18 protein-coding genes are annotated in these 23,774 nt (G+C 69.2%); 3 read left to right on the forward strand and 15 right to left on the reverse strand.

All coding sequences use genetic code 11. The features are described from left to right. Position 1: 1 nt before the first annotated feature. The 10 genes from ABDW59_RS14485 to ABDW59_RS14530 all read right to left on the reverse strand — a co-directional run bounded on the left by ABDW59_RS14485 (position 2) and on the right by ABDW59_RS14530 (position 12,146). Positions 2–1,210, reverse strand: a complete 1,209-nt coding sequence (locus ABDW59_RS14485) for a TIGR03088 family PEP-CTERM/XrtA system glycosyltransferase (RefSeq protein WP_343630541.1) — start codon at positions 1,208–1,210, stop codon at positions 2–4. Continuing rightward, complete coding sequence (gene xrtA / locus ABDW59_RS14490; RefSeq protein ID WP_343630542.1) at positions 1,207–2,820, reverse strand: exosortase A; 1,614 nt, start codon at positions 2,818–2,820, stop codon at positions 1,207–1,209. Before xrtA ends, ABDW59_RS14485 begins: the two co-directional genes overlap by 4 nt. Continuing rightward, a complete protein-coding gene (locus ABDW59_RS14495; RefSeq protein ID WP_343630543.1) occupies positions 2,817–4,040 on the reverse strand; it encodes a TIGR03087 family PEP-CTERM/XrtA system glycosyltransferase in 1,224 nt (407 codons plus the stop codon). Before ABDW59_RS14495 ends, xrtA begins: the two co-directional genes overlap by 4 nt. A gap of 10 nt (positions 4,041–4,050) precedes the next feature. Further along, positions 4,051–5,184: a FemAB family XrtA/PEP-CTERM system-associated protein gene (locus ABDW59_RS14500; protein ID WP_343630544.1), complete on the reverse strand. Its 1,134-nt coding sequence runs from the start codon at positions 5,182–5,184 to the stop codon at positions 4,051–4,053. Further along, positions 5,181–6,017, reverse strand: a complete 837-nt coding sequence (locus ABDW59_RS14505; protein WP_343630612.1) for an XrtA system polysaccharide deacetylase — start codon at positions 6,015–6,017, stop codon at positions 5,181–5,183. Before ABDW59_RS14505 ends, ABDW59_RS14500 begins: the two co-directional genes overlap by 4 nt. A 41-nt stretch (positions 6,018–6,058) precedes the next feature. Then, positions 6,059–7,138, reverse strand: a complete 1,080-nt coding sequence (locus ABDW59_RS14510; RefSeq protein ID WP_343630545.1) for an XrtA/PEP-CTERM system-associated ATPase — start codon at positions 7,136–7,138, stop codon at positions 6,059–6,061. 15 nt (positions 7,139–7,153) lie between these two features. Further along, positions 7,154–8,806 (reverse strand): TIGR03016 family PEP-CTERM system-associated outer membrane protein, encoded by a 1,653-nt coding sequence (locus ABDW59_RS14515; protein WP_343630546.1) that lies wholly within the window; start codon positions 8,804–8,806, stop codon positions 7,154–7,156. Between the two features lie 8 nt (positions 8,807–8,814). Then, the gene (locus ABDW59_RS14520; protein ID WP_343630547.1) at positions 8,815–9,819 is read right to left on the reverse strand and encodes an XrtA-associated tyrosine autokinase; all 1,005 of its coding nucleotides are present in this window, start codon (positions 9,817–9,819) and stop codon (positions 8,815–8,817) included. Between the two features lie 12 nt (positions 9,820–9,831). Further along, positions 9,832–11,424 carry an XrtA system polysaccharide chain length determinant gene (locus tag ABDW59_RS14525; protein ID WP_343630548.1) on the reverse strand — a complete coding sequence of 531 codons (1,593 nt, stop codon included), beginning with the start codon at positions 11,422–11,424 and terminating at the stop codon, positions 9,832–9,834. A gap of 89 nt (positions 11,425–11,513) precedes the next feature. After that, positions 11,514–12,146, reverse strand: coding sequence for an XrtA/PEP-CTERM system exopolysaccharide export protein (locus ABDW59_RS14530; RefSeq protein WP_343630613.1), 633 nt, complete (start codon positions 12,144–12,146; stop codon positions 11,514–11,516). 265 nt (positions 12,147–12,411) lie between these two features. Between ABDW59_RS14530 and ABDW59_RS14535 the strand changes: the two genes are divergently transcribed. Further along, positions 12,412–13,392, forward strand: a complete 981-nt coding sequence (locus tag ABDW59_RS14535; RefSeq protein ID WP_343630549.1) for a ThiF family adenylyltransferase — start codon at positions 12,412–12,414, stop codon at positions 13,390–13,392. 114 nt (positions 13,393–13,506) lie between these two features. Here ABDW59_RS14535 and ABDW59_RS14540 read toward each other — a convergent pair whose 3' ends face one another. The 5 genes from ABDW59_RS14540 to ABDW59_RS14560 all read right to left on the reverse strand — a co-directional run bounded on the left by ABDW59_RS14540 (position 13,507) and on the right by ABDW59_RS14560 (position 21,914). Beyond that, positions 13,507–14,367, reverse strand: a complete 861-nt coding sequence (locus tag ABDW59_RS14540) for a PEP-CTERM sorting domain-containing protein (RefSeq protein WP_343630550.1) — start codon at positions 14,365–14,367, stop codon at positions 13,507–13,509. Between the two features lie 290 nt (positions 14,368–14,657). Next, positions 14,658–16,016 carry a TolC family protein gene (locus ABDW59_RS14545; protein WP_343630551.1) on the reverse strand — a complete coding sequence of 453 codons (1,359 nt, stop codon included), beginning with the start codon at positions 16,014–16,016 and terminating at the stop codon, positions 14,658–14,660. 356 nt (positions 16,017–16,372) lie between these two features. Next, complete coding sequence (locus ABDW59_RS14550) at positions 16,373–17,581, reverse strand: HlyD family type I secretion periplasmic adaptor subunit (RefSeq protein WP_343630552.1); 1,209 nt, start codon at positions 17,579–17,581, stop codon at positions 16,373–16,375. A 37-nt stretch (positions 17,582–17,618) separates the two neighbouring features. Continuing rightward, on the reverse strand, positions 17,619–20,021 hold the full coding sequence (locus tag ABDW59_RS14555) for a type I secretion system permease/ATPase (protein ID WP_343630553.1): 2,403 nt from the start codon (positions 20,019–20,021) through the stop codon (positions 17,619–17,621). 36 nt (positions 20,022–20,057) lie between these two features. Beyond that, positions 20,058–21,914 (reverse strand): tetratricopeptide repeat protein, encoded by a 1,857-nt coding sequence (locus ABDW59_RS14560; protein WP_343630554.1) that lies wholly within the window; start codon positions 21,912–21,914, stop codon positions 20,058–20,060. Positions 21,915–22,329: 415 nt separating this feature from the next. Between ABDW59_RS14560 and ABDW59_RS14565 the strand changes: the two genes are divergently transcribed. Continuing rightward, entirely contained in the window at positions 22,330–22,863 is a 534-nt protein-coding gene (locus ABDW59_RS14565; RefSeq protein ID WP_343630555.1) for a hypothetical protein, read from the forward strand. A 132-nt stretch (positions 22,864–22,995) separates the two neighbouring features. Further along, positions 22,996–23,601, forward strand: a complete 606-nt coding sequence (locus tag ABDW59_RS14570) for a hypothetical protein (RefSeq protein WP_343630556.1) — start codon at positions 22,996–22,998, stop codon at positions 23,599–23,601. The last annotated feature ends 173 nt before the right edge of the window (positions 23,602–23,774 follow it).

A 23,774-nucleotide genomic window follows, 5' to 3' on the forward strand; every position in this document is an offset into this window, starting at 1 on the left:
GTCAGTTCTTGCCGCTGCCGGCATTGTGGCCGCGCAACGTGTCATACAGGCCTTGATAGCGGGCGACCATGGCCCGCATGCTGAAGTCGTCCTCGACGCGGCGACGGCCGGCCTCGCCCATGGCCGCCGCCTCGGCCGGATCGCGGGCCAGCCGCAGCAGCGCCGCGGCCATCGCGTCCGGCGCGGCGGCCGGCACCAGCAGCCCGGTGCGGCCGGCGGTGACCAGGTCGGCGTTGCCGCCGACCTCGGTCGCGACCACCGGCAGGCCGCTGGCCATCGCCTCGAGGATGGTGTTGGAGATGCCCTCGGCCAGCGAAGGCAGCGCGAAGACGTGCAGCCCGCGCATCACCGCCGGAATGTCCGTGCGCTCGCCCGGCAGCCAGGCCAGATCGCTCAAGCCGGCCTCGTCGAGCAGCGCCTGGCACTGCGCCCGCAGCGGGCCGTCGCCGACCAGCACCAGCCGCGCGCGCTCGCGCAGCTCGGGCGCCTGCGCGATCAGCGCGATGAAGGCGCGGGTCAGCATCGTCTGGTCCTTCACCGGCGCCATGCGGCCCACGGTGCCGATCAGCCAGTGCGCGGCCGGATCGAAGGGACAGCCCGGGATCGCCTCCACGCCCGCGCGCTGGAAGCGCTGCGTGTCCACGCCGTTGACGAACTGGCTCACCCGAGCGGACGGCACGCCGATGGCGTCGGTCAGGTAGTCGCCCAGGTCGCGCGACAGCGCGATGTAGTGCGACACGAAGGGCTTGTAGAAGCGGCGCACGCGCTGATAGGCGCGGTTGCGGCCGTCGAGGTCGCCGACGTCGCGGCCGTGCTCGCCGTGCACCCGCACCGGCACGCGCGCGGCCCAGGCCGGCAGCTGCACTTCCAGCGCCGCCAGGTTGCGGCTGTGGACCACCGCCGGCTTGAGCGCGCGGAACAACCGGTACAGCTGCGGATAGAGCCAGAAGCCCTGCCCCGGCGGTTTGTGCAGCGCGTAGCAGTCGACGTCGTCGCGCTGCAGGCGGCGGCGGAAGTCGGTGACCTCGGTCAGCGCCACGATGGCATGGCGGTAGCGTTCCGCCGGCATGTGGTTGATCAGGTTGACGACGCCGTTCTCCAGTCCGCCCGTGTCGAAGCGGTACATCACGTGCAGCACCAGTGGCCGCGTGTCGGCGGCGCGGGCGGCCAGGCCGGCCGCGTCCAGCGGATCGACCGGGACGGCGCTCATCGGACCGCTCCCGCCGTGGCCACCGGCGCGGCCTTCTGGCCCGCGTCGCGCACTTGGCGCAGCTCGGCGTCGATCACGCCCCAGTGCTGGCGCAGGAAGGCGTCCAGGCGGCGCGGAGCCTGCTCGTCCAACGGCGTGTAGACCAGCACCAGCGCCGCGTCGTCGCCCTGCCCGCGCAGTCGCTCCAGCGCGCCCCACAGGCGGGCCTGGGTGCTGTTGGTCATCGGCCGGCCGTTGATCCAGTAGACATGCCACACCAGCATGCGCGGCGCGTTGATCGCGTTCAGCGAGGAGGCGCGGACCTGCGTGCTCAGCACCGGCACCGCCGCGGCGCCGGCGGGCGTGAAGCTCGCGCTGCCCTGGCCGGTGACGGCCCAGTGCTTGTCCTCGGCCGCGACGACGGCATTGCTGGAGGCGACCAGCTTGCGCTCGTAATCCTGGTCGCGGAAGAACTGCAGGTGCAGGCCGACGGCCGGCGCCTCCGCGCCCAGCGCCGGATCGCGCGCAAGGAACTGCTGATGCAGCGCGGCATTCGCGCCGTCGAAGTCGGGCGACCAGGCGTCGGCGGGCAGCTCGCGCGCTTCCCAGCCGGGCGCGGCGGCGAGCATGGGCAGCGTCGTCACCGGCGCCGCATGACCCTGGCGCAGCCAGGCGCCCGCGGCCTGCGGCAGCACCACCGCCAGCGCGACGGCGGCCACCGCCGGCCACCACGAGGCGGCGCGGGCCGGCGCCGTTTGCGGGCGCGCGACCATCGGCAGATCCGGCTGCGCCCAGCGCGAGCCGATCAGGAACATCGCCAGCATCACCGCGCCGAAGAAGACCCAGCCGTAGATCAGGTGGTCCACGCCCACCGCCAGCGTGTTGCCGGACAGGTGGCCGATCATCACGATCAGGTAGGCGCGCGCCCAGTTGGCCGCCAGCGGCAGCGCCAGCGCGAAGGCGATGAAGCCGATGCGGCGGCGCAGCGAGTGGTAGCTCAGGTAGGCGTAGAGCGTGCCCACCATGGCCGAGGCGATCAGGTAGCGCACGCCGGAGCAGGCCTCCACCACCGACCACTGGCCGCTGGGGATGATGAACTGCAGCCCCTCCTGATAGACCGGGATGCCGCTCAGGCGCAGGGCGATGACGGTGAACTTGGCGGTCCAGTCCATCAGCTGCGGCAGCAGGAATTCACCCACCGGCACGCAGAAGAACAGGAAGGCCAGCGGGAAGACCATCTCGCGGGTGACCGCCCAGCCCAGCACGGCCGGCACCAGCAGCACCAGCATGGCCACCAGGATCAGCTGCGTCGCGGCGTTGATCGCGGCGAAGTCGGCGAACAGCCAGACCGCGCCCAGCGCGACCAGCGGCAACGCCAGCCAGGGCACGGGGCGCGGCGTCAGCGGCAGCACGGTGGCGCGGCGGCGCCAGGCCAGCCACAGCGCGATCGGCGGGACCAGGAAGGCGTGGGTGAAGGTGCCCGAGCGCCACCAGATCGAGACCATGCCCACCGCCGTCTGGCGATAGAGCAGCAACAGCGCCACGACCAGCAGCAGCAGCACCGCCAGCGGGCGGCGCCAGACCTGGGGGATGCCCTGCAGCCGCACGGCGGAGGGGATGGTCGCGCTCATGCCGCCTGCTCCCGCGGCAGGTAGCCGTCGAGTTTGGAAAGATGGGCCTGCCAGCTGAACTGTCGCAGCACGCGCTCGCGCGCCTGACGACCGATGGCCTGGGCGCGCGCGGGCGCGCTCAGCAGCGCATGGACCAGGTCGACATAGTCCGCCGCGCTGTCGGCCGACAGCAGGTCCTGGCCGGCCTGCACGCCGTCGGCGCCCAGCGCCTCGACGCAGCTGCGCGCGGCCACCACAGGGCGGCCCACGGCCATCGCCTCCAGGATCTTGTTCTGCACGCCGCGCGCCAGGCGCAGCGGCGCCACCACCGCGGCGGCATGCTGCAGATAGGGACGGACGTCGGGGACAGTGCCCGTGACGCGCACCGCGTCGCCGGCCAGTGCCAGGACCGCGGGCGTCGGCGCGCGGCCGACGATGGTGAAGCGCAGCGTGGGCCAGCGACGGCGCAGCTCGGGCAGCACCTCGGCCACGAACCACTGCACCGCGTCGACGTTGGGCCAGTAGTCCATCGCGCCGGTGAAGACCAGCGGCAATTCGTCGGCATCGAAAGGACTGGCCTGCTGAGGGAGCGGCGCGAAATAGCCGCTGTCCACGCCGTTGCCCAGCGCCTCGACGGGCGCGGCGGTCTCGGACAGGCGCTGGAACAACGCCTTCTCGCCCTCGGTGACGAAGAAGCTGCAGCGCGCGCGCTCGGCGACGCGGCGCTCGTAGGCGAGCAGCTCGCGGCCCTCGCGCCGGTAGAGCCAGGACATGGGCCAGCGGTTGGCCTTGGCGTAGTCCGACCACTTGGCCGAGTCCACATCCACGAAGTCCACCAGCATCGGCACCGGGCCGGCCAGCTGCTGCAGCTGCTCGGCGTACTGGGCCATGGTCGAGGAGAACACCACCACCGCGTCGAAGCGCTGCTCGCGCGCGACGCGGGCGATCCAGTCGCGCATCTGGCGATGGCGGTAGTACGGGAGGCTCAGCGCCTCGCCGGTGAGCAGGCCACGCAGGCTGGCCACGCGCGAGGTCAGCGGATTCAAGCCGGCGACGAAGAGCTCGGCGCACTGCTCGCGCAGCGCGGGCAGATGGGCCCAGTCCTCGGCGTCGTCGATGAAGCTGCCCAGCCAGACCTTGTGTCCGGCGGCCAGGTGCTTGAGCAGGTGGTACGAGCGCAGCTTGTCGCCCTTGTTGGGCGGGTACGGCAGGCGGTGGACCAGGTAGAGGATGTTGGCCATGCCGGGATCCTCAACCGAGGCTGCGGACGATGAAGGGACCGAGCCAGTTGGCGACGGAGATCGGCAGCTTGCGCCAGGCCTTGATCATGAGCTGGTACTTGGCGTTGCTGGGGTTGTTCTGCGGCACGGCGTCGCGCTGGTAGAGCTGGTACTCGTAGTTCAGCGGCGTGGGCTCGAAGCCCCAGTTCTTCTTGAACGAGTAGCTGCCCGTGCCCTGCTTGCTGCGGCCGTAGTCGAAAACCTTGAGACCGCGCGCGCAGGCGCGGCGCATCAGCTCCCAGTACTTGAAATCGTTGGCCGCCAGGTCGCGCGCGGCGACCGCGTCGCCGGCGTAGTACGGGAGCACCTCGTCGCGGAAGTAGAAGCTGAGCACGCCCGACAGCGGCTCGCCTTGCTCGCTGCTGACGATCAGCACCTCGGCGTCGTCGCCGAACTCGTCCAGCAGCGTCTGGAAGTAGCGCTTGGGCATGGCGGGCGTGCCGTGGCGGTGGACGTTGTCGGCGTACAGCGCGAAGAAGCGGCCGACGTCGCGGTCGATCTCGGCCTTCAGGTTGTTCTTGATGCCCTTGCGCACCATCGCGCGCTGCTTGCGCGGGATGGCCAGCATGTTGGCCTCCTCGTCCGCCAGGATCTCCTTGCGGAAGGTGACGTACAGATCCTGATGCGGCCAGTCGGCATGACGGCGCTGGACGTTGCGCAGTTCCAGATGCTCCGCGCCGAGCTGGCGCGCGATGGCCTGCGCCTCGTTCTCCAGCGCGGTGGCCGCATGCTCGTTCAGCGCGGCGACGCCGCCGTAGACCGCGAAGGGCAGCCCCACCAGCGCATGGCCGAAGAGCCGGCTCTTGTTCTGCGCCAGCGGCAGCACGCCTTCGATGCGGCCGTCGCGCTCGGCGTAGAGGAAGAAGCCCTGATGACCGAACTGGCGGCGGATGATGCGCTGCCAGGCCGAGAGATGGAAGAAGGTCGCCGACGGGCATTCGCGCACGAAGGCGTCCCAGCGCCGCGCGCCGTCCGCGTCGTCCAGCGCCAGACGATGCACCTTCGGGCTGCCCACGGCCGCGCCGGCCGCCGTGGCGCCCGTCGTCTCGGCCGCGCTTGATCCCGCGCTCGAGGCGGGCGTCCCGGACACCGGCAGCGCGCTCATGCGGCCATCCGCGCGGCGCCTTCCGGTGCCAGGAAGATCTCGTCCATCCGGCCCCACGGGAAGTCGCCCAGCAGGCGCGCGATGCGGGCCTCGGTGCGGTCGATGTTCACGTAATGGCGGAAGCGGGTCTTGGCGTCGATGCCGGGGATGCGCGGCTGCTCCGGATCGATCTCCCAGGGATGGAAGTAGAAGACCGCGCTGCGGCCCTCGATGCGGTTGAAGCGCTCGATCATCCAGCGCGTCACGCCGTAGGGCAGCAGCCGGAACCAGCCGCCGCCGCTGCTGGGATAGTTCTTGCCGCGCCAGCGCAGCGTGGTCACCGGGACCTCGATCAGGCCCGGCCGCACTTCATACGCGAAGCGCGGCGAATCCGGCATGCCGTAATGATCGTGCTGGATGGGATAGACGCTGGAGCTGTAGCGGTAGCCGCATTCGGCCAGCACGTCGAAGGCCCAGAGGTTGTCCTTGCCGATCGAGAAGCTGGGCGCGCGGTAGCCCTTGACCTCGACGCCGCCCAGGTCCTCCAGCAGCGCTTTCGCGTCGCCGACGTCCTTGAGGAAGGACGCGCGGTCCAGGTCGCTGGCGCGTTCATGGCCGAAACCGTGGCTGGCCAGCTCGTGGCCGCGGGCGACGATCTCGCGCACCAGCTGCGGATAGCGCTGCGCGATCCAGCCCAGCGTGAAGAAGGTCGCCTTGACACCGCTGGCGTCCAGGCGATCCAGGATGCGGCCGACGTTGCGCTCGACGCGGCACTCGCGGCTGTCCCAGTCGCCGCGGGCGATGTAGGGGGCGAAGGCGGAGACCTGGAAGTAGTCCTCCACGTCGATGCTCATCGCGTTGCGGATCGGCCGGCCGCCGGCGTTCAGGATGCTCGTCACTTCACCACCCCCACCAGCTTCTGCAGCAGCGCCAAGGTCTGCGTGTTGATCCGCTCCAGGCGCAGCAGACTGTCCTCGATGCGCTGCAGCCGCGCGTCCTGGCCGTCCAGGCTCAGGCCCGCCAGGTCCTGCGCCAGCGCGCCCAGATCGGCATCACCGCCCACGCGGGCGCGCAGCCGGGACAGGTCCAGGTCCAGCACCACCTCGTCGTCGTCGGCCGCGTGCGCGCCGTTCACGCCACGCAGCGGCGGCGGTGGCGCCGACGCCGATTCATTGGCCAGGTCCTTCACCACCTCCTCCACGTCGGCGGCGGTGAGGTGCGGGTTCTCGTGCATGAAGCCCAGCAGCAGCAACCGGTCGCACAGCGTGTTGATGCGGCGCGGGATGCCCTGGCTGGCCTTGTGCAGCGCGCCGAAGGCGTCCGCGTCGAAGCTGGGCTTGCCCTCGGCGCCGGCGCACTTGAGGCGGTGCTCGACGTAGCGCTGGGTGTCCTCCTCGTCCAGCGGACCGATGTGGCAGCTGGCCGCGATGCGCTGGCGGAATTGCTCCATCTCCGGCCGCTGCAGGATGGCGCGGAACTCCGGCTGGCCGACCAGGAAGGTCTGCACCAGGGACTGGTTGCCGAACTGGAAGTTGGACAGCATGCGCAGCTCCTCGACCGCGCGCGCGGTCAGGTTCTGCGCCTCGTCGACGATCAGCAGGCAGCGCTTGCCGCGGCTGGCCTCGCTGACGAAGAAGGCCTCCAGGGCCATGATCAGCTCGCTCTTGGGCAGATCCTTGACGCGTACGCCGAAGGCGGCGCCTACCAGGCGCAGCGTGTCCTCGGCGTCCAGCTGCGTCGTGACCACGTTGCCGATGACGACGTTGCTGCGGTTCAGGCTGTCCAGCAGACCGCGCACCAGCGTGGTCTTGCCCGCGCCGATCTCGCCGGTGATGACGATGAAGCCGTCGCTGCGCAGCACGCCGTAGTCGAGATACGCCTTGGCGCGGCGGTGCTGCTTGCTGCCGAAGTAGAAGCTGGGATCGGGACTGAGCTGGAAAGGCTTGCTCGCCAGCCCGTAGAAGGCCTCGTACATGACGGTGATGAAGCGTTAGAAGCGCTGGGACAGCGACGCGAACAGCGCGTTCTCGCGATAGCCCGAGCCGCCCAGGTTGGCCACGAACACCTTGTCGGTCGAGGTCGTGTGGCGCAGACCCAGGTTGGCGTCGGTGCGCGGTCCCAGCCGGATCGCGACGTTGGCCTGCAGCGACTTCATGTCGGTCGAGCCGACGCCGTCGCCGCTGCTGTGCTGGCGGGTGTAGGAGACGCTGGCGGTGCTCAGCGGGGTGAGGCGGTAGCCCAGCGCGACCGATGCGCCGCGCATGCGCAGCCGGTCGGTCAGCGACAGGTCGCCGGTGCCTGTCGGCGCCAGACCCAGGCGCGAGGAGGTGCTGTCGCTGCCTGACAGCGTCGCCGTCAGGCGCTGGCCGTTGTAGGCCACGGACACTTCGGTGCGGCGCTGCAGCGAGGCGGCGTTGCTGATGAAGCCGTTGCCGGTGATCGCGTCGGGCGACAGACCCATCAGCGCCAGCAGCTGGCGCACCAGCTGGTCGCGCTTGACCGGGTCCGGCTCGGAGGCCTGGAACTGCTGGTCCAGCAGCTGATAGTTCGTACCCAGGCCGCTGGGCGTGTTGGCGGTGACCACGCTCTGCGAGTTCACCGCGCGCAGCGAGATCTGCGACATCCGATGCTCGAGCGAGAGCAGATGGCTGTTGCCGTAGCTGTGGCGCTGCCAGTCGCCGTCGATGCGGGTGCGCGGCGTGGGCGTCCAGCGGAAGTTCACGCCGTAGACGGCGGTCGTGTCCTTCCCGAAGTAATCGCTGCGTTCGACGCCGGCATTGACGCCCAGCGTCCAGTCCACGTCGGGGATCCAGTACAGCGAGCCCAGCGCGGTGCTGGTGCGGTTGTCCACGCCGGTCTGGTCGTAATGGACGCGCTGCGTGGTGGCCGACAGGCCCCAGTTGAGCGTGCGTCCCTGCGGACCGCGCAGGTTCAGGCTGAGCTGACCTTCCTTGCTGTCGCCGCTGCTGGCGGTGCCGAGGCCGGTGCCGCCGTCGCTGCTGTCGCGGATCTGGCCGCTGGCGCGCAGCTCGAAGGTCGCGAACTGGCCCAGCGTGCCGCGCCAGTACGGGGAGACCTGCAGGGTGCGGGTCTCGGTGCGATTGGGGCTGTCCAGCTGGCTGCTGGGCGATTGCTGGCCGAAGGCCGACATGGACTGCTGGCTGATGTTGCCCGTCACGTCCACGAACAGCGCCTGCGGCACCAGCTCGCCGGTGAGTTTGGTGTTGAGCTGGTTCTGGACCCGCGACTTCTCGGGGCTCTTGGTGTAGATCAACCCGTCCAGGGTGTAGTCGAAGACGCCGCGCAGCCAGCCGCTGTTGCTGTTGATGGTGATGCCCGGCGAGATCGCGGTGATGAAGGCCTTGTCGCGCGCGCCGTCCGGCGCCAGCGTCAGGTTGTCCGTCCAGGTCTCGGTGACGGACACGCGCGGCGTGACCGACAGGCCCTTGCGACCGCCGGTCGAGCCGCTGGCCTTGCCGCCGACGGCGGCGCTGGCATTGGCGTCGACGCCGGTTCCTGCCTCCTGGCCGCGCGCGGACGCGTGGGCCAGCACCGCTAGCGCGCCCAAGGCGGCGAGGCTGGCCAGCGACAGCGGCCGGCGGCGGGCGACGAAGGGGCGGGTCATCGGCGTCATTGCGCTCATCGTCGGGGTCAGGCCTTGCCTGCTCCGGCCGAGCCCGCGCCGGCATGCCCGGCGCCGTCGGTCTCGCCGTAGCCGTAACCGTAGCCATACCCGTAGCCGTAGCCATAGCCGTAGCCGCTGCCCGGCTTGGGGCTGGCCTGGTTGAGCAGGACCATCTTGAGCGGGCAGTTCTCGATCGCGGCGACGGCCTGCTGCACCGCGCTCTGCGGCGTGCGCTCGGCCTGGACGACGACGACGACCTGGCCCATGTGCGAGGCCAGCACGCGCGACTCGGTCGTCAGCAGCAGCGGCGGGGAGTCGAAGATGATGATCCGGTCCGGATAGCGCTTGGCCATGTCGTCCAGCAGCGCGCTCATCGCGTCGCTGGCCAGCAGTTCGGTGGCGCGCGCATGCGGGCGGCCGCTGGGCAGCAGGGTCAGCTTGTCGACGTTGGTCTTGATCAGGACGCTGGCCATGTCGGCCTCTTTCTCCAGCACGTCCAGCAGGCCGGGGCCGGGCGGCAGGCCCAGCATGCGCAGCATGGACGGGCGGGCGACGTCGGCGTCCACCAGCATCACGGTGTTGTCGAACTCGGCCGCGATGGACATGGCCAGGTTCAGCGAGGTGAAGCTCTTGCCCTCGCCCGGCAGGGCGCTGGTCACCATGATCAGGTTGGCATGGTTGAGCGACGAGGCGCCCTTGTGCATCGCGTTGCGGATCAGCGGGCGCTTGATGTTGCGGTACTGGTCCGCCATCACGGTGCGCGGCGCCTGCGGCGTCAGGAAGCCCTGCGCGGTCAGCGCGTCCAGGTCCAGCTCGATGCGCTTGGAATGGCCGTCGGAGGCCGGGCGGGCGGTGACCACGGGCGGCACCACGGCCGGCTGTGCCACCGGTTGAGCGACCGGCTGCGCAAGCGCCTCGGCCGGCGCCGGCGCGGCGGTCGGCGTCGCCACCGGGGTGGGCTGGCCGACGTCCACGCCGGCCTGCTTCAGTTGTTCCAGCCGCCGGGCGGCTTGTTCGATCAGGCTCGTCATTGCGTCGTCCCTTCAGCCGACCTGGCGGCTCAGCCAGATGGCCATGCCGATCAGGCCCAGCGCGTACAGGCTCACCAGGCTGCCGGACGCCACGCCGAAGCGCAGCAGATCCACTTTCGCGCGACGCCGGTCTTCCGGCGTCTCCTGCCGGGAGACGGCACCCAGGATGGGCAGCTCCAGGCGGTGGCGCAGTTCATTGAGGTCGTGGAAGACCGGGCGGATCTGGCTGGCGGCGAAGGCCGTCACCAGACCGGCCAGCAGCGCGGCAACCAGGCCGCCGGCCATCAGCATCAGGCGGTTGGGCGCCACCGGCTTGGGCGTGGCCCGCGGCGGGTCGATGATGCGGAAGTCCGCCACGCCCGAGGTGTTGTCCAGGTCGGTCGACAGCGAGGCCGATTCGCGCCGGGACACCATCTCCTCGTAGTTCTTCTTGATGACGTCGTAATCACGGTTCAGCTGCGCGAACTCCGCCTCGAGTTGCGGCGCCATCTTGATGGCGCCCTGCGCCACTGCATAGCGGCCGGCGAACTCGTCCACGCGGGCGCGGGCCTGGGCCACCTCGACTTCCTTGGTCGCCAGCGTGCGCGCCAGCTCCTGGTTGGCCAGGCTGTCGTTGCGGCCGCCGGCGGCGATCGGGCTGGCCAGCGCGGCCTTCTGCAGGTCGGCTACCTCGCGGCGGCGCTGGTCTTCCAGGTCCTTGATCTGGCGCTTGGTGTTGACCACGTCCGGATGCTGGTCGGTGTAGCGCTGCTGCAGCTGGTCCAGCGTGCGCTTGAGCTCCGAGATGCGGTTGTCCAGCTCGGGCGTGGCGAATTTCTGCGAACTCTCCTGCATCAGGCTGGACAGCGTGCCGCCGGCGGAAGCGCGCTTCTGCTCGGCCTCGAGCAGCGAGCGAGCCGAGTCGCGCGCGCTCACGGCCTCGCGCAGCTGCAGCCGGGCGGCCTCGAGCAGGCCGTTGGCCTCGGCCAGACGGGCGGCGGAGTCCTTGCCGTCGGCGGCGGTCATGGCCAGGTTGCGCAGGCGGAACTCCTTGCGGCGGGCCTCGGCCTCTTCTAGCTTGGTCTCGTAGTTCTTGATCTGCTCGTTCAGGAAGGTGGCGGCGGTGGTGCTGTCGCGGCGGCTGTTGCCCAGGCTGGACTCCATGAAGATGTTGAGCAGCGAGGCCACGACCTTCTTGGACACCTCGGGCGAGGAGTCGCGATAGGACAGCAGGTACAGGTTGTTGGCGCTGTTGCCGGCGGTCTGGATGGACAGGTTGCGGGTCACGCGGTCGATCAGCGCTTCCTGGTCGGACTTGCTGTTGGCCTTGAGGTCCAGGTCGGCCATGCGGACCAGCTTCTCCACGTTGGGGCGGCTGATCAGCGTGCGGCTGAGCATGGACACCTGCTGCTCGGTGTTGGACAGCACGGCCACGCCGGACATCAGCGGCTTGAGGATGGACTGGGTGTCGACGTAGACGCGCGCGCTGGCTTCGTAGCGGTCGGGGACGACGAAGACGACCACGGCGGCGACGATGCCGACGAGCCAGGCCGCGATCAGGCCGGGCCAGCGGTAGCGCCACATCCGCTTGAAGACGGCCATCAGTTGCGCGATGAGGGAATCCATGCGGGGCGATCTCTGTTGCGCCGGCGAGTCATGCCGGGAAGGCCCGCGCGCGGCGGGCCGGTACTGCGGAGAGCGGGGTCAGCCCCCGGTCAGAAGAAGCTCTGGGGAATGATCAGGATGTCGCCCGGGCGCATCTCGACGTTGGCGGACACGTCGCCACGGCGGATCAGGTCCTTGAGGCGGACCGAGTACTGCTTGTTGCCCTCGGCGGTGCGCAGGATGGTGGCGGAGTTACCGGCCGCGAAATCGGTCAGACCGCCGACGGCGATCATCACGTCCAGCAGCGTCATCTTCTGCTTGTAGGGCAGGAACTGCGGCTTGGCGGCTTCGCCGACGACGCGGATCTGCTCGCTGTAGGGGCCGACGAAGCCGGTGACGACCACGGTGACCACCGGATCGCGCACGTACTTGCCGAGCTGCTTCTCGATGTCGCGGGCGATCTCGACCGAGTTCTTGCCCTGCACCTGCAGCTCGTCGATCAGCGGGGCGGCGATCTTGCCGTCCGGGCGCACGGGCACGGTCTGCGACAGCTCCGGGTTGCGCCACACGATGATGTTGAGGGTGTCGCCGGCGCCGACGACGTAGCTGTAATCCGCTTGTGAAGCGGCTACCGGCGCGGGCGGCAGCTTCCCGGTGGAGCAGCCCGACAGCGCGAGCGAAACAACAGCCAATGCGGCGATGCCGAACTTGGCCAGGACGTTCTTCGATCCAGTCTTCTTCATCATGTCCACCCCTGCAGGAAGCTGAGCGGATTGCACCTCAGCGGCGCCCCAGGGGGAACCCCCCGGACTGAGGGCGCCCTCTTCCTGACGTGACGGAATTCCGTGCTATCCGCGAAACGCCGATTGAAGCAGTTCCGCGCGTGCCGCGCAGTTGCTTCCAGGCACCGAGGGAAACCCCTTGGACGCCACCGGCCGCACGCCGCCGTGGCGGCGCGGGCGGGTGGCGCATACACTCGGCCTCCCACAAGAGATCAGGAGGACGGCCATGTCGAATTCCGCGACGAATCCCGAGCTGAATCCCGTGCCGAATCCCGCGTCAAACCCCGCGCCGCAATCCCACGATCTGGGACCCTTCCGCTACCACGACGCCTTCTCCCGCAATATCGGCTGGCTCACCGAAGCCGAGCAGGAGCAGTTGCGCAACACCTGGGTCTCCATCGGGGGGCTGGGCGGGGTCGGCGGCACCCATGCACTGACGCTGGCGCGACTGGGCGTGGGCGGTTTCCGTATTTCCGATCTGGATATCTTCGACTGGCCCAACATGAATCGGCAGGCCGGCGCGTTCGCATCCACGGTGGGCCGGGACAAACTCGACACGCTGGCCGAGACGCTGGCCGACATCAATCCCGAGGTCAAACTCCATTTGATGCCCGGCGGCATCCACGACCACAACATCGACGAGTTTCTGCACGGCTCCCATCTGTATATGGACAGCCTGGATATCTTCGCGCTGAATCTGCGGCGCAAGGTCTTCAAGCGCTGCCAGGAGCTGGGGATTCCGGCGGTAACCGCGGCCCCCATGGGCATGGGCACGGCATTCCTGGCCTTCGACCCCGAGGGCATGAGCTTCGACGATTACTTTGATTTCGAGGGCGGCCTGAGCGCCGAGGCCGAGCGCGACCCCGAGCAGCGTTTCCGCGAGCAGATCATCAAGTTCATCGTCGGCGTCTCGCCGGCCATGCTGCAGCGGCATTACCTGCTCAACCGCGGCACGGTGAATCTGTTCGAGCGCAAGGTCCCGTCCACCTGCATCGGCATCGAGCTGGCGGCCGGCGTGGCCTGCGCCAACGGCATCAAGCTGCTGCTCAAGCGCGGCGAGACGCGGGTCGCGCCGCGCGGCCTGCACTTCGACGCCTACCTCAACAAGATGGTCAAGACCTGGCGCCCGGGCGGCGGGCGCAATCCGATGTCGCGGCTGATGTTCAAGTACGTGCGCAGCTTGCTGCTGCCCAAGAAGAAGGGCTGAAGGCCGAGCAGGGATCACCGCCCTGCCCTCGATCTCAGCGCCCAAAGAAAAAGCCCGCCGATTGGCGGGCTTTGTCGTTCGAGCCGGCTTTCACCGGCTGCGAGCGGATGCCGATCAGGCGGCGTTCTTGCGGCGGCGGATGCCAGCCAGGCCGACCAGGCTCAGACCGACCAGAGCCAGCGACGCCGGTTCCGGCACGGCGAAGGTCACGCTGCCGTCGTGGTTCGAGGCGATCGTGTAGGTGCCGTTGCCGTTGGCGGTGATGTTGGTCTCGGTGATGTCGGTGTCGAAGTGGGTCACGACGCTGATCGCGGTCTGGTCGCCGCAGTTCTTCCAGATGTCGTAGAAGCCGCTGGAGCCGTTGCAGCTGTAGGTCGACGAGTGGAACAGGTTGCCGTATTGAGCGGCGATCAGCGGATCCACATTGGTGAAGTCAGCCTTGCCGGACAGCACGGTGCCCAGACCGTCGGACTGACCGCCGGAGATGGCGATGTCCATGAAGCGGATGCTCGTGTTGCCGTCGAAGGTCAGGAACATCGAGATCGTGGTCGGGCCGTAGGTGATCAGCGGAGCGGCACCCAGATTGCCGGTCACGACACCAGCCAGATTGCTGAACGAGAAGCTCAGCAGCCAATCAACACCGTAGCCGTTGTCGCTGTTGTTGCCGAAAACTTGCTTCGGGATCAGGCTGGTGATGACGTTGGTGTCCCAGCCACCGACAGCCAGACCGCCGCTGGTCAGCGTCGTGTCGCCGGCGGTGATGCCGTTGTTCTGGGTGCCGACGTCGGTGATCACGGTGCGCGAGTCATAGCGCAGGGTGAACTGGTCCTTCATCGAGGTGCAGGTCGCGCAAACGCGACCGCCACCGGGCGCGCCGAAGGCCGTACCGACATCAATGAAGAAGGGATCGGCGTGAGCCACACCAGCGATTGCCAGCAGCGCGCCACCCCAGGCCAACTTGAACTTGTTCATCATGATCAATCTCTCCTGTTTGAGGGAAGCGAGCCTCTCAGGTCGCCTGCTCTTGATAAGCAGCTAGCGTGCCAGCTCGTCAAGTTATTGATTCATAAAGAAATTTATTGGCAACCGTGGCATCCGCACGGCCCGCTGTAAGCTTTTTCGACAGTGCGCCAGACCACCTTCGCAAAGGGAAAACCCGCAGCACGCCACCCGTTCCGGGAGGCGATCTGCGGGTCAAAGAGGAAGTCGGATCAGCGGGCGGATCGGCATTGGCGCTGGCGGTCCGGGCATGGCCCGGCCGGCGCTCAACGCAGCGGGGTGGATACCCCTCGCCCTTGCGACCAAATGATGGCGATCACCTGCTGGGCGTCGTAGAGCGCGTTCACATGGGAGATGCGCATCGAGTAGTAATCGCCCTCCGCGGCCATCACGTCGAACAGCGAGCGGCGTCCCAACTGCTGCCATTGCTGGAGCGTGAAACCGCGCACCCGTTCGCTGCTGCGCAGGATGTCGACCAGGCGGCGCGAGCGGTCCAGCGACGAGGACGCGGCCTCGTACATCTCCTGGACGCGGTAGCGCTTGGCCTCGATGGTTTCGTCACGCTGCAGCGAGGCGGCCTGGGCCCGGCGGCGGGCCGAGGTCAGCGCCGAATCCGCGCCTGGCTGGACGATGGGGATGTTGACGGTCACGCCGCCGATCCAGTCGGTCTGGCGAGCCTGGCCGACGGTGGTGTTGCCGGAGACCAGCAGGCTGACGCTGGGCTGCTGGCCGGCGCGGACCGACTCGGCGTAGCTGCGCTGCGCCTGGGCGGTGGCGGAGGCCTGGGCCACGTCGGCGGAGACCATCACGTCGGCCATCATCTCGTCAAGATCGGGCAGCCGGGCCAGCACCGCGCTCATCGCGGCGCTGCGGGGCAGCTCGTCACCGACGAAGCGCTTCAGGCGGACCTCGGTCTGGCGCAGGGCGGAGGTGGTCTGCTCGTACTGCAGGTCGGCTTGCTGCAGGCTCTTCTGCGCCTGCACCAGCTCGCTGGCGCGGCCGCGGTCGGCCTTGGTGATGATGTCCAGCGCCTCGACCAGGCAAGCCATCTTGCGCACGTACTGGCTGTAGACCTGGGCTTGCAGCTGATAGCGGCCGCGGTCCAGCGCCAGCGACACGGTCTGCAGCGCGAGCTGCTCCTCCGCGCTGGACTGGCCGAAGCGGGCCGCGTCGGCGAGCTGGGCGCGCCATTCGGTCAGCTTGGTGATGCGGCCGGAATCCCACAGCGGCGCGCTGACGCTGACGGAGCCGCGCCCCTGCATACCGCTGGTGGTGTTGCCGGGGCCGTCGCCGGGCAGGATGGTGCCGGTGTGGCCGGCGGTCAGGCCCAGCGTCACCGTCGGCAGGCGCTGCGCCTTGGCTTCGGCGAGGTCGGCTTCGGCGGACTGCGTCAGCAGCCGCACCGCGCCGATCGCCTTGCTGCGGGCGAGCGCGCGCTGCACCAGCTCCTGGAGCTGGGCGCGGGGGTCGGAGTCGCTGATCGCCAGCAGCGCCGTATCCTTGGCGGACAGCTGCGCGGGCGGCAAGGTGCGCTCGTCGGAGCAGCGGCTTGGCGGCGGGTCCTGCGCCCAGGCGGGCGCGGCCACGCCGGCCAGCAAAGCGGCCGCGGCGGCGGAGTGGAACACGGAAGTCAGGGCGCGCCGAGTGCTCCGGCGCGGAGTGGAGGCTGTCATGGTCACGCGTACTGCAAGCAATTTCCCATGCCTGTACTGGACCATTCCACGCGGATTCAGAAGCCCGGATAAGGCTGTCGTCCACCTGCTTGTTCCGCTATCGGCGGCCGCAGGGGCTGGCGTACTGCGACGCTCCCACCCTCTCCCCTGCCCTCTCCCGCCCCGCGGGAGAGGGAGTCATACGGGACCGAGCTGCATGGCCCCTCGCCTCTTGCGGGAGAGCGCCCGCCCTACCCCCTCGCCCGCTTGCGGGAGAGGGCTGGGGAGAGGGTCTTCGGGGTCAATGCTCGGCGTTCCGCGCTCGGCGCTCAACGCTCCCGCATCGCCTCACGCGATTTCAGCATCGGCCGCAGCAGATAGCTCAGCACCGAGCGCTCCCCGGTCCGGATATCCGCCATCGCCGTCATGCCGGGGATGACCGGCAGCGGCTCACCCTTCGCGCGCAGCGTGTTCCGCTCCGCGGTCATGAGCACGCGGTAATACGTCCCCTCGTTGTTCTTCTCCGTCTCGCCCAGCGCGTCCGGGCTGACGTACTCGACCTTGGCATGCAGCCCGCCGTTGACGTTGAAGTCATAGCCGTTGAGCTTGATCACCGCCTCCTGGCCGACCTGGATGTAGCCGATGTCCTTGGGCTTGATGCGCGCCTCCACCAGGATGCGCGGCCCGATGGGCACGATCTCCATGATGGGCGAGCCCGACGAGATCACGCCGCCGACCGTGTTCATCTTGATGTTCTTCACCAGCCCCTTGACCGGCGACTTCAGCACCGAGCGCGTCACCGCGTCGCGCCGCACCACCAGCTGCTCGTCCAGCTGCGCCAGATCCGTCTGCGCCTTGGACAGCTCGGTGCTGGCATCCTGGCGGAAGCGGCTGATGCGCTCGTTGCGCTGCTGCTGCAGTTCGTTGACCTGGCGCGTGACCCGCATCACCTCGACGTTGGACATCAGCCCCTTGGACGCCATGTCCTGCGCCAGCTTGAGCTCGCTGGACAACAGCCCGATGCTGCGGTTGCTGCTGGAGACGGCCTCGTCCAAGACGCGGCGGCGGGTGTCGAAGACCTCGGTCTCGCTGTCGACCAGGCGCTGCACATGGCGCACCTCGTCGGGGAACTTCAGCGCCACGCCCAGCGCCTCGGCACGCAGCCGCGCCACCTGCGCCATCAGGCCCAGGCGCTTGGCCTGGCTCTCGTTCTCGGCGGCCTCGGCGCGAGTCGGGTCCAGCTCGGCCAGTGCCTGGCCGGCCTCGACCTCCTCGCCCTCATGGACCAGCAGCTTGCCCAAGGTGCCCGATTCCAGGCTGGCGATGACCTGCTCCTTGCCGTCCGGCACGATGCGCGCGTCGCTGCGGGTGACCTCGTCGACGGTGGCCAGCGAAGCCCAGACGATGCCCGCCAGCAGCACCGCGCCGATCAGGTACAGCGCCCAGACGGCGCGCGGCAGCGGCTCGTCGATGAGCGCCGATTGGACGCTGCCGACGAACAGGCCTTCTTCGCGGCTGAGACTGCGGGACTGCGACATGGCGGGGGCTCGGGGGTGTGGGATCAGCGGCTTCGGATCAGACCGAGGCCGCGCGATTCATGGCCTGGGCGGCCGGATGGACGTGCACTGGCGCGCCCTGCTCGGCCGGCTGGCCCTGACCGGGCTGGCCCGGTTGTCCCGGAGCCGCCTGTTGACCCGGCGGACGCGCGCCCGACAGCGCGGCCAGTACCTGGTCGCGCGGGCCGTCCATCACCAGGCGGCCGCTGTCGACGACGACGATGCGCGAGACCAGTTCCAGCACCGCCGGACGGTGCGTGACCATGATCAGCGTGCAGTTGCCGGCGGCGTCGCGCAGCTGGCGCAGGAAGGCGATCTCGGACTGGGCGTCCATGGAGCTGGTGGGTTCGTCCATCAGCAGGATCTGAGGCTTGGCGACCAGGCTGCGCGCCAGCGCCACCAGCTGGCGCTGACCGCCCGACAACAGCGAGCCCATCTCGCCGACCGGCAGGTCCCAGCCCATCGGATGGCCGGCGACGACGCGGTCCAGGCCCGTGAGCTTGGCCACCTCGACCAGGCGCTGCGCGTCGACATGGCGGCCCATCAGCACGTTGTCGCGCAGCGTGCCGTGGAAGAGCCGCGGCTCCTGGGACACGAAGCCGACCTTGCCGCGGAACTCGGCCGGATCGACCTGGCGCAGGTCGATGCCGTCGACGTCGACCATGCCTTCGGTCGGCTGGTACAGGCCCGCCAGCATGCGCAACACCGTCGACTTGCCGGAGCCGATGCGGCCCAGGATGGCCACGCGCTCGCCCGGCTGGATGCGCAGCGTGACGTTGCGCAGCACCTTGGGCGACTGCGCATCCCCTTGCGGCGGATAGCTGAAACCGACGTCGTTCAGGCCGATGCGGCCGGTGATCTGATTCAGCGGGACGTAGTTGCGGTTGGACTCGCGCTCCAGCGGCGCGCTCATCACGGCGTTGAGCGACAGCATCGCGGCCCGCGCGCCTTGATAACGGGTGGCCAGGCTCACCAGACTGTTCAGCGGCACCGTGGCGCGGCCGGCAAACATCACCGCGCCGATCAGGGCGCCGGCGCTGATGGTGCTCTCGCTGATGAGGTACACGCCCCAGACCAGCATCACCAGGTTGATCGCCTGCTGCATGGTCATGGAGATATTCATGCTCCAGCTGGCCATGGTGCGGGCGCGCAGCGCGGACTCGGCGACGATGGCGGTGCTCTGCTCGTAGCGGCGCAGGAAGCGGCCCTCGGCGCCGGAGGTCTTCAGGTCTTCCAGGCCTTCGAGCGCCTCGACCAAGGTGCCGTGCAGGTCGGCGGACTCGGTCATGTTGGTGCGCATCGCGCGGCGCAGATAGCCCTGGATGCCGAAGCTCATCGCCAGCATCAGCGGGATGGCCAGCACCAGCACCCAGCCCAGCGGGCCGCCGATGATGAAGGTCATCGCCACGAACAGCAGCACGAAGGGCAGATCGGTCAGGACCGACATCGTGGCCGAGGTGAAGAAGTCGCGCACGACCTCGACCTGGGCCAGGTAATGGGCGTAGGAACCGGCGGACGCGGGGCGGTGTTCCATGCGCACGCCCAGGGTCTGGCGAAACAGCTTGGCGCCGACGATCAGGTCGGTCTTGCGGCCGGCCAGGTCGATCAGGTGGCTGCGCAGCTGGCGCGAGAACAGGTCGAACAGCAGCGCCAGCCCGGCGCCCACGGCCAGCGTCCACAGCGTGACGAAGGCGTGATGCGGGATGACCTTGTCGTAGATGACCGAGGTCACCAGACCGGACACCAGCATGAGCACGTTGCTCAGCAGCGCGGCCAGCATGGCCGAGCGGTAATACGGGATGAAGCGGCGTAGCGTGCCGAACAGCCAGTGCGAGTCCGGCTGCAGCAGCGGCTGATCGGTCTTGCCGGCGATCGGCCGGGCTTGCGAGGTCTCCTGCGGCGTGACCGCCAGGATGAAGCCGCTGTACTCCTGGTCCAGCTCGGCCGCCGGGGCGACGCAGCTGGCGGCCTCGGGGCCGGGGAAGACGACTTCGTAGCGCAGGCCGCCGGCGGCCGGATCCTCGTCCAGACGGCGCACCAGCACGCAGGCGTCGCCGCCGTTGAGCAGCAGCACCGCGGGCAGCAGCAGCGGGTTGATCTCTTCGATGCCCTTGCGCAGCAGGCCGGCGTTGTAGCCGGCTTCGCGCATCAGGCGGATGGCCTGATCCGGGCTCAGCGCCCCTTCGACCGGGGCGCCGGCGCGCAGCGACTCGACCGAGCGCGAGCGGCCATGGTGCTGGGTCAGCCAGGCCAGGCATTGCAGCAGCGGGTCGATCGCGGGTTGCTGGGCCAGGTCGGCCAGCGGGTCGTGCGGCTCCTCCGGCATGCCGGGCGCGCGATGGCCGTCCTCGGCCGCCAGGCGCAGGCCGGGGCGGCGGGCGCGCTGGTCACCGTCGAAGAAGGGGTCGTGCGGCCGGGTCATGGGGCGGGTTTGATGGGTTCGCGAATCTTGTCAAGTTCAGCCGCGGTGGGCGAGTGCCAATTGCTCGAATTCGCGCTCCATGTCGCGCACGATGGCGGGCATATCGAAAAGTGCGCTCTTGCGTCCCTCGTCGCGCAGGTAGCGCTTGTAGGAGCGGGCCCGGCCCGGATTCAGGCCGATCTGGATGGCGCGCTGCACGTATTCGTCCAGGGAGAAAGTGATCAGGTCCGGCAGGCCGACGGCGGTCAGCAGGCTGCCGCACATGCGGGAGATGTAGCTGCGGCCCGAGCGCGTCAGGATGGGCGTGCCCATCCACAGGCAATCGCTGGCGGTGGTGCCGGCGTTGTACGGGAAGGTGTCCAGCACCAGGTCGGCCAGCTGGAAGCGGGCCAGGTAGTCCGGCGGCGCGACGCGCGGGGCGAAGATCAGCCGGGCCGGATCGACGCCGGCCTCGCGCGCGCCGCGCTCGAGGTTGGCACGGGCCCACTCGTTGTCCGCCAGCAGCCACAGCACGCTGTTCGGGACGCCCTTGAGGATCTCCATCCAGGCGCCGAACATCTCGGCGTTCATCTTGTGGTTGTTGTTGAAGGAGCAGAAGACGAAGGCGTTCTCCGGCAACTCGTACTGGGCGCGGGTGGGATCGGCGCCGATCTCGCGCTGGCGGTCGCTGACCTGGTAGCAGTGCGGCAGGTAGATGGGCTTCTCGCTGCAGTAGGGCAGGTACTCGGGCGGCATCACGAAGCGGTCCGCGATGATCCAGTCCACGCCCGGCAGCAGCGAGGTCGCGGGCAGGCCCAGGTAGCTGACCTGCACCGGCGCGGGCCGGTGGGCCAGGATATTGGGGCGGGCGCCGCTGGTCAGGCCCTGCAGGTCGACCAGCACGTCGATCCCGGCTTGCGCGATCAGCTTGGCGGCGGTGGCGTCGTCCAGGCCGTGCAGGCGCCAGACCTTGTCCATCGACATCAGCAGCCGCTTGCGCAGCGCGGTGCCGTCGTCGCGGCTCCAGTCGAAGGCGTGGACCTCGAACTTCTGGCGGTCATGCAGGCCGTAGAGCTCGGCCGTCAGCAGGCCCACGGCGTGCATGCACAGGTCGCCGGACAGGTAGCCGATCTTGATCTTGCCGCCCTCGGCGCGCGCGGCGACCGAGACGGGATGCTTCCACAGCACCTCTTTCTGCTTCGTCACCTTCTCGTGGACGAAGCGCTGGGCGGCGCCCATCTGCAGCGCCGGATCGTCGGTCGCGCTGAGCGTGGCCAGCAGCGAGGTCGCGATCAGCAGCTTGTTGTGGGTGACCTCGCCGAAGGGCTGGTACACCGGCCACTTGCACTGCTTCTGACGGATGTGCACGTAATGCTGCATCACGTCGGTCTGCTCGGGATTCAGCGTCAGGCTGCGGACCATGAGCGCCTCGGATTCCTCGTAACGGCGTTGGACCTCGAGCAGCCGGGCGGCATTGTTGAAGGCGTGGGTGCGCAGGCCCGTCGGGTCGGCGCCCAGCGCCTCGATCGAGCCTTCGGCGTCATGGACTTGCGCCCAGGCGGCCAGCGCCTCGTCGACGCGGCCCAGGTGCTCCAGCTGATGGCCCAGATTGAGCCGCGCCTGGGCGAAGCTCGGGCTGATGGCCAGGGCCTGCAGATAGACCTGCTCGGCGCGGGCGTGCTGCTGGATGTTGCCCAGCACCGTGCCCCAGTTGTAGAGGGCCACCAGCCGGGCGGCAGCGGGGTGGTCCTCGCGGGTCAGCCAGGTCTCATAGAGATGGGCGGCGGCCTCGCCCAGGTTCTGGCCCTGGAAGAAGTTGCCCCGGTCCATCAGCTCGGGCAGCGGCAGGGCGCCCTCGCGGGCGCGGGTCAGCAGCTGCTCCCATTCCTGGGCCAGCGGGGCGGGAACGCTCAAGTTCTGCATGCTGGGTCGGGCGATGTCCATGTGATCGGGCTTTCGACGCGGGTCGTTCCGGCACGGCGGGCGCGGTCGGGCACATCCCGGCCGGGCCCTTCGGCCGCCTGTCCGGATTGTGTCCGGCCCCCTCGGACGGGAATCCGGGCAATTGGACGGTGGCGACCGTCCATTTCCCTTCTTGAGGCCCGTCCGACCTCCCAGTCAGCCCTTTATCGGCAGGTCGGATGAGAACTTGAGCACGATGTGAGGGCCCTGTCACTGCCTTATTCAGGGTTCATCGTGCTAGGGCGAAAACCACAATCGTCTCGCGATCCGGGCCATAGATGCCGGGACGCCGCGCGATTGAGGGAGGTTCCATGGGGGAACCGGACGTCGAGGGACGCGCGCCGAGCAACGCCACGAAGAACACACCATGAAGGCGAGTCCGAGTCTGTCTCGTTGGGATGAGATGGTCGATGCGGCCGAGGCGGTCGACCCCACGGATCTGGAAGAACTGGAAACGCGCTGTGCCGATTCGCTCGCCTGGGCGGAGCCGGTCTCGCGCCTGGGCGGCACCGGGGGCGCGGCGATGAACGACGCACCGGCACGGCGGCGCGGTGGGGATTCCATCTTCCAGAGCCTGATGCGGCTATGGCCGCGCGACGGACGCCGGCCACAAGCCAGCGCCCGGGCGATGGCCCGGCTGCGGACCTCGTTCCGGACGACGCTGGCCGACCTGGGCGAGCGGGCCGAGGCTTCCCGCGACGCCGCGGCGCAGGAGCGCATCCGGGCCCTGCTTCGCCACATCGTGCACAGCCGCCATCCGCAGGACCTGTGGCATCTGCGCACGGCGATCTACACCGAGGTCGCCCGGACCTTCAACCAGGCCGAGGCCGAGGCGCGTCTGGTCTTCCTGAACCGCCAGCTGGAGCAAAGCAAGAGCTTGCTGCGCCGGCTGCTGGGCTGAGTTCGGCAGGTTCGGCGTCCGGCCCGCTCTTGGGGGTTTCCCCTGTGCCCGTTCCGCTCTTTCGGGGGAACGAGGACGGCGCTCAGCGCCGTGATACTGCGTCCCTTCCAAGACGCTTCCGAGGGATCGCGAATGAAATTGCTCCACGTCTGCCTGCTGCCGGTGGCCGCCGCACTGGTGTTGACCACGGCCCCGGCCCGCGCCGAACGCAGCGGCGATCCGCTGGGCCCGATCGCCGATTGCGTCGGCAAGGGCGAGTTGAAGCTGCTGGAGCGCGGCCGTCTGCCGGAATCGGTCCCGACGCGCTCGGTTTCGACGGCGAGCGGGACGCGGCAGGTGTCGATGGCCGACGGCTACCGGGTGCTGCTGGCGACGCCGCAGGGCCTGCCCTTCGTGAACTTCAAGGTGGAGCTGTCGACGCCGGAATCGGCGGAGGCGGACCGCGCCGCCATCCTGGCGCAGATGCAGCAGATCGCGGAGCGCTCCGCGACGTCCAAGGACGATGCCGTCGTCAAGCGCGAGCGCGTGGGCGACGCGGAGGTGCTGGCGCTGCATCAGAAGGATCTCTCGCGGCCCGGTCCGCTGAGCTTCTACAGCATCTTCGTTCCGGCACGGCATCTGGTGTCCACGATCTACGTGCTGAACCAGGATCCGGCCAAGCGGGCGTTCTCGTCCTTCGACGATTACGTCAAGCAGCGCGACGCCGCCATCGCGGCGGCGCTGCGGTGCCTGGGCTGAGACTGCGGACTGCGAGAGCTCCCACCCTCTCCCCCGCCCTCTCCCGCCCTGCGGGAGAGGGAGTCAACAGCGACCGCGGCGGTCGCTCGGCAGCGAGCCGCATGCCCCCTCGCCCTCTTGCCCCCTCGCCCGCTCTCCCCCGCCCTCTCCCGCCCTGCGGGAGAGGGAGTCAA

Source organism: Roseateles sp. (assembly GCF_039595295.1).
Taxonomy (GTDB): domain Bacteria; phylum Pseudomonadota; class Gammaproteobacteria; order Burkholderiales; family Burkholderiaceae_C; genus Roseateles.